We start from the raw sequence: 4,933 nt of genomic DNA on the forward strand, positions 1-4,933 counted from the left end.
AAACCACAAAATTACATCTTAATTTTAATAAAATAGAGAATCTAAGGAGATAACCCATGACATATATATTACTTCTTATTATAATTTCTACTATTCTTTCTTATCTTATATTAAAATTTATTTATAAAATCATCTTTAAATCTACAAAAAGCGTTTCAAAGTTTTTAGTCTTTCTTGGAAGTATAGGCTTAATTATCTTTTATTATACTCCTTATTCTTATTATTTAGAGCCTAGTTATTGGCAATTTAGGAATATGTGTAAGTTAAATGAACTTCCTAAAGTATAATAAGATTCTAGGGTATTTTGATAAAAAGTTAGGCGGCATAGATGATTTTCGACATGTAAAAAAATATAGTAGGATAGAAATGTGGCTTTATATATTACGATGATACTTCAAAACTCCTTCAAATTTTCAAGAAAAGATAGAGATGGATAATATTGTACTAAAAACAAAAAATATGCAAATGTCTTTACACAAGATTGTTGATATGCATATAAGTCCATATTGGAATACTAGAAGAAGGCAATGAGGGTAATATGAATTTTGAGTTTATAGAGGATGGGCTCGCTTGTGGTAATCTTTATCAATAATAATATAAGGAATAAATCAACAATTTAAAAGATTATACAGAATTTGTGTAAGCTAGTTATTTTAATTTTGTTTATACTGAAGGACAAAAAGCTTTAGGATTTAAAATATCTAAAACTAGATTTTTTAAAGATAAGAGTGAATTAGAAAAATTGGACTATTTTAAAGCATTACATGATGAATATAATGGATATTTGGTTATAGATGATTCTTTATTTTTTATGTGAAACTAAATGGAGATTTTAGAGAATTACAAGCTAGAAATTTTTCTCAAAGATATGAGATTAAATTTCATCAGCCCAACACTACAAATTGTCTTATGAAAAAACAGAGAAAATTAAGAGGAATTAATAAATGCTAGAATTCTTTGTTAATCTTTTAATATTTATTCTTATATTTTTCTTTTTTGTTTTTATATTTTCTATTATTTTATATTTTATCTTTAAAATTTTTTATAAATTAAAAAATAAAACAAAAACTATAAATTTTAAAACAATATTTAAAAAACTTACTTTATTTCTTTTGCCTGTATATCTTTTATTATTCTTAACAGGAGGCTGTTCTTATAAATATATGGATCCGCAGTATTATGAGTTTAAGAGCTTGTGTAAAGATATAGATAATAAAGTAATAATTTACAATAAAGCTTATTGGGAATTGTATAGCGATTTTACAAAAAAAAGCCTTCTATAGAAAAACGAGTTAAGGATGATGGTTATGAATATTTTTATTATGAAAAACTTAATGAAACATTTACTTATTATGATATAAAAGATACGATAAAATCCGAGAAACGAAATGGCAATATTATAACCATAGTATATGATAAAAAATATAAAAAAATGCCCAAGCCTTTTGCTACATATATAAGATATAAATATGAAAATGATGGTGTATTCTTAAGAGGCGATGAGGGCTCTGGATTATATTTTAGATATGAAGAAGTATTCACTTGTAGCTATTTTGATAATTTTAAGTAAGGATATAAATGAGCAAAAACATTAAAACACAAGAAGCTAAATTAGACTTAATCACTAAATTTCTAGACTATGCTAATTGTGCAGATGCTAGTTATGCTTTATTAGATCCAGTTTTTACAGGTGTTATTATTGATAAACAAGAAAAGGAATTAGAAAAAGATTTAGATACCCAAAGACTAGGTGATAAACATAATAATCAAAATTCTACCTATGCAAGAGCTATACAAGCTCGTTTTGAACAAAATAAAATAGTTAAAATAGAACCTAAATATTGTATTTCTCTTATAAATACTTGTTTTGATAGTAAAGAAATAACATTGGATAATGATATTAGTAGGGTGGGGTTAAATGATACACTTAGTAAAAGAATCATTGATTTTATAAATAGATTTAAACTTTTAAAACATTAGTCTAACACTTTAAGTGGCTTTAGTGCTATTTTGTTTGAAGATACTAAAGATAATAATCAAAGTAATATGGGATAAAAATATATGAAAAACAAGCTCTATCATTATTTTAACAATAAAGAAAATTCAAATGATTTAAAAAAACAATTCTTTAAAAATATAAAACAAGCTTTATTTTATCTTTTTCTTGTCATCTTAACTTTTTATAATATTACTTATTTAACTCTTTTAACCTTTTTCCCTTTTCCTTTCTTTGGATGGATTAGCTTGTTTATACTTTCTACTATATGGGTATATTTATTTTTAAAGCTTGTCTTTTATCTTGTCTTTAAAATTTTTAATATTGATAAAAAAATTAAAAAGTTTTATTTATTTTTACCTTATCCATTATTCATGCTTCTTTGGTTTGGATACTCTTTTGTACCTCTTGAATGGCAAAGTAGTTTTAAAGAATTTGAGAGTTTGTGTGAGAAGGCTGATTCTAAGGCGGTTATTTATGATGCAAAAAATATTATAAGTCTTTGGGATAATTATAAAAAAATAAACAAGGATATTTTATTCAACATAACAGAGCAATATGTAGATTTTAGAATAAAAAAAATTATTATTTTATGGTACTATAAGGACGGCAAAAATACAATACAAGAATATAAAATAGACAATACATACTCTTGGCTTGACATAGGTATGTTTGCTAAATACAAAAGAAAAATGATATGCTATGATATTCAAAAATATAAAGAATTACAAGAAAAAAGAGGCTACTAATGTATGAAAAACAAGCCAAATATATGAAACTTTATAAATATGCTAGAATGTGCTGGGCTAGTTATTCTACAGGTTTAAATGAGGGTATGTTTGGAAAAGAAGATAAAAAATGGGGGTTGAAAAATCAAACACAATATTATACAAAACAGGATATAGAAATGTTAAAAGAAAATAACATTAATTCTCCCACATACTTCCAAGCCATAACCCAAAGTTCTATGCTTGTGTTAGATACTTATAATATTAGTTTTGACGAAGATAATGCTAATGAATTTATAAATCGCTATGAAGTATTAGCCTTTATTCAAGATGATGATACAAGCTTTTCTGCTACGCTTTTTAAAGATACTAAAGATAATGAATTAATTCTTGCATTTAGAGGTATAGATATTTTTCAATTTAGTTTTTCTTTTTGGGATAGTATAAAAGCCGGTGCACAAATTTTCAGATCTCAAGTTCCTCTGGAATATTATTTGCAATTATTAAAATTTTACGATGATAAAGTCAGGCATTTTTTAGGTAATGATAAACTTATTGTTACTGGACATTGTTTTGGTGGATATTTGGCACAGCTTTTTGTTTTGTCTTTTCCACAAAGTGTTAAAGCTTTATACACCTATAATGCCATGGGAGTATATGAAAATGAATATACAAAATATACAAATTATATAGGAAATAAATTTGATGATGGAATTGAAATTTTGGGATACAATTTTAATATCTTTGATGCTAATCTAAAAAATATTAAGCTGATTCCAATAACACAAGAGCTTAAAAATAATATTATTTTAAAAGATAATTCTATAGCTTTTAAGGAAGATACTCCTTATGAGGTTAAAGAATTGTTTCCCAACAATATAAAGAGTCAAAAAAATACAACTCAGCTTTATTTACAAATACAAAACGCTCCTTTGGATTTTAGTGTGATATTCAAAGAATTAGATTATAATAGCGTTTATACACTAACTCCAATCCAAGCGCGAGGATTTAAAAACTTAATAGAAAATTTATTAAAAGGGAATGAAGAATTTTCAAAGCTGCTAAATGCAGAAATTTACAAAATATACACCATTGATTTAGATGACTCTGAAGAAATATTTCAAAAGTTTGGAACGCATATAAAGCCTAATGAAATTATAGCTTTGAAATTAGATTATTTTAAGTTGCAACTTAATTTTAAATTTGATGGTTCAAAAAAATCTGCAGAAAGTGTTTTTGGTTTTGCTAAAAAAGCCACTATTTTAAAATGGATTCTTGTTTTAATTTCTATAGAAGATATATGTGAAGAATTGTTAAAACAATCTAGAATTAAAGATGATGAGCCGTCATTACATTTTTTTATGGATGGGAAGAATTTTTTAGAGATTTTCAGGGATATTAATGTTAAATACTTTTCTTTATGAACTAAACTATCATCATACGAAAAAAACAAAAAGTCTTGTTAGTGCTATTTTTAATCTAATGCAAAAAGATAAGAATTTTTATATAAAACATTTAGATTTAAAAGATATAGATGAGATTAATATCGAATCTGATATTTCACTTTTAAGAGCTCTTTATGTTTGCAAAGAATATGTATTTTATAAAGAAAATAATGAAACTTTTTTAAATAGCAGTGTTATAGGCTATAATTCTACTTTCACAAAAATCTTCATCCTAGATAAAGAAAAGCTCAATGATACCTATCTTGATGCTAGAAAAAGGCTTTATAAATCTATCAATACTTTAAAAGAAAAAAGAAATGAAAAAATAAAAGATATCCAAGACTATTTAAATAAAGAAATTTCCTTACAAGATAATCTAAATAATCAAAGCTTTAATACTAAGGAAAATGATGTTAATTTAATTTTAAACGAAGTATTTAACATAGAGCAATTTTATGATAAAAATACCAATACTATAGTATTAAAGACAAATAATATAAAAATCATATTCTTAGATAAAGTAAATTTACAAGATTTGCAAGATAATTCTAACAATACTTCTTTCATCTCTATGTCAAATTTGATCCATATTTATGATAATCATTGTGATATTTTTGCAAAAGATAGAAGTGTTTTGGATATAAAGGACATAGAAGAAAAATATCAAATAGATTTTAAAAGTTTAGATATAAAAATCTTTTTAAACTCCACTCTCCTTACAGGATCAAATGAACTTCCTAATAATCCTTTTTACTTTGGAGAAT

Annotated in this window: 5 protein-coding genes; all 5 read left to right on the top strand. The window is 24.4% G+C overall.

The annotated features are described in order from the left end of the window. Window positions 1–56 precede the first annotated feature (56 nt). Complete coding sequence (locus AJ885_RS07520; protein ID WP_002881838.1) at window positions 57–287, top strand: hypothetical protein; 231 nt, start codon at window positions 57–59, stop codon at window positions 285–287. Window positions 288–1,578: 1,291 nt separating this feature from the next. Next, a complete protein-coding gene (locus AJ885_RS07530) occupies window positions 1,579–1,980 on the top strand; it encodes a hypothetical protein (protein WP_044779697.1) in 402 nt (133 codons plus the stop codon). Window positions 1,981–2,061: 81 nt separating this feature from the next. Continuing rightward, complete coding sequence (locus AJ885_RS10565; protein WP_002819291.1) at window positions 2,062–2,745, top strand: hypothetical protein; 684 nt, start codon at window positions 2,062–2,064, stop codon at window positions 2,743–2,745. After that, the gene (locus tag AJ885_RS07540) at window positions 2,745–4,148 is read left to right on the top strand and encodes a hypothetical protein (protein WP_070281027.1); all 1,404 of its coding nucleotides are present in this window, start codon (window positions 2,745–2,747) and stop codon (window positions 4,146–4,148) included. Before AJ885_RS10565 ends, AJ885_RS07540 begins: the two co-directional genes overlap by 1 nt. Continuing rightward, window positions 4,126–4,933 (top strand): hypothetical protein (locus AJ885_RS10710; RefSeq protein WP_251988563.1); only part of this gene is annotated, 808 nt, incomplete at its 3' end. The genes AJ885_RS07540 and AJ885_RS10710, both read left to right, overlap by 23 nt.

The sequence above is a fragment of the Campylobacter sp. BCW_6464 genome (assembly GCF_001762775.1).
GTDB classification, from domain to species: Bacteria; Campylobacterota; Campylobacteria; order Campylobacterales; family Campylobacteraceae; genus Campylobacter_D; species Campylobacter_D jejuni.

Excerpts from the sequence above, each read along its gene's own strand:
- AJ885_RS07530 (WP_044779697.1), top strand. The coding sequence starts at position 1,579 with ATGAGCAAAAACATTAAAACACAAGAAGCTAAATTAGACTTAATCACT.
- AJ885_RS07540 (WP_070281027.1), top strand. The coding sequence starts at position 2,745 with ATGTATGAAAAACAAGCCAAATATATGAAACTTTATAAATATGCTAGA.
- AJ885_RS07520 (WP_002881838.1), top strand. The coding sequence starts at position 57 with ATGACATATATATTACTTCTTATTATAATTTCTACTATTCTTTCTTAT.
- AJ885_RS10565 (WP_002819291.1), top strand. The coding sequence starts at position 2,062 with ATGAAAAACAAGCTCTATCATTATTTTAACAATAAAGAAAATTCAAAT.